The 1,416-nt window shown below is 65.5% G+C and carries 2 protein-coding genes; both read right to left on the bottom strand.

The window, feature by feature from the left end; translation table 11 throughout:
- The coding region (locus ACFOYY_RS17425) for a sigma-70 factor domain-containing protein (protein WP_449343617.1) at nucleotides 1-1,021 on the bottom strand (1,021 nt) is incomplete at its 3' end.
- Between the two features lie 193 nt (nucleotides 1,022-1,214).
- Nucleotides 1,215-1,416: hypothetical protein (locus tag ACFOYY_RS17420; protein ID WP_386190305.1), on the bottom strand; the 202-nt coding region annotated here is incomplete at its 5' end.

Raw genomic sequence — 1,416 nt, 5'->3', positions numbered from 1 at the left:
AGCGCTTGGCCAGCGAGACCACCAGACGCAGGTTGGCCTCAAGCAGGTGGTTCTTGGCGCGGCGGCCGTCTTCGGCGATCCACTCCAGCTCGGCGCGTACGTCGACCGGCAACCGGTCACCGTCGGTGCCGAGCTGCTCCTCGGCGAACAGGCCGGCCTCGATGCGCTTGGCCAGCTCGACCTCCTGCTCGGCGTTGAGCAGGGGGACCTTGCCGATCTGCTTGAGGTAGTCCTTGACCGGGTCGGCGGTGGCGCCCGCCGCCGCGACCTGCGGCACGGGGGCGTCATCGTCGTCGTCGGACAGGATGAGGACCTCGTCCTCGTTCTGCCTGACGGCCTCGACCTTGGGCTCCTCCTCCGTCTCGGCCTCGGTTTCGGCCTCGGCTTCGATCTCCACGTCGACCTCGACCTCGACATCGAGGTCGAAGTCCTCGATCTCGACGTCCTCAAGGTCGATGACCTCGTCGTCGTCACCGGAGACCTGCTTGGGCTTCGGCTCGGCCTTGGGCGCGGGGGCGGCCGCCTCGGGGGCGGGCTTCCTCGGCGGGGCGGGAACCGGCTTCTTCGCCGACGGCGCGATCTTCCTGGCCGGGGGCGCGGGCTTCTTTGCCGCCGGAGCGGGCTCGGAGCCGCTGACGACCGCCGTGACGGTCTCGGGCTGCTCCTTGGCCGCCGCGGCGGTCTTCGTCTTCTTGACCGGGGCGGGAGCGGCGGGGGTACGACGCTTGGTCGAAGTCCGGGACTTCTTGGGAGCCGCGGAGTCCTCAGCAGTCAGCCGTACGGTGATGCCCTCTTTGCTGAGGCTGCGCAGAATCCCTGCGACCTGCGCCATCGGAATGTCCGCTTCCTCGACGGCCTTGCGGACATCCTCGGACTCGAGGAACCCCTGCGAGCGCCCCCGCTCCATCAGCTGCTGAATGACGGGCTCGTTCAGCTCGGATGGCTTCGAGCGAGTCGAACTTGCAGGCGACACGAACACCTCTCGAAGGAAAGCGTGACGAGAATGGACCAAGGTGCCCACTAGGGGCGGAACCTCTAGTTGTTGATGAACGAGGCCGCGCGAACCGCGACGCACCTGTCCAGCATTGTGACACGACACCGTGATCCATACGGCCGCCTCCTGGCGGTTGCCCTCCACCCTAGGCCGACCAAGAGAGTAGTGCGTACGGAAGCGAGGCACCGATACCCGAAAGCAACCGTTATGACTGTTTCATTCAGTCACTCTTCGTGGCCAGGGGGACATGAATCGCGAGCACCGTGACGTCATCATCCTGTTCATACCCAGACAGCATCCGGTCAACAAGGAAATCAAGCAACATATGCGGACTTCCAACAACTTCCGGCGGCGCTTCGGTCACAACAGAGCAAAGATCGGCGAGCCCGGCGTCCAGACCTCGCTTACGATTCTCCACGAGA

Origin of the sequence: Streptosporangium jomthongense (genome assembly GCF_042650425.1) — a bacterium.
Classification (GTDB): domain Bacteria; phylum Actinomycetota; class Actinomycetes; order Streptosporangiales; family Streptosporangiaceae; genus Streptosporangium.
This window is presented reverse-complemented; position numbering and strand designations above follow the sequence as displayed.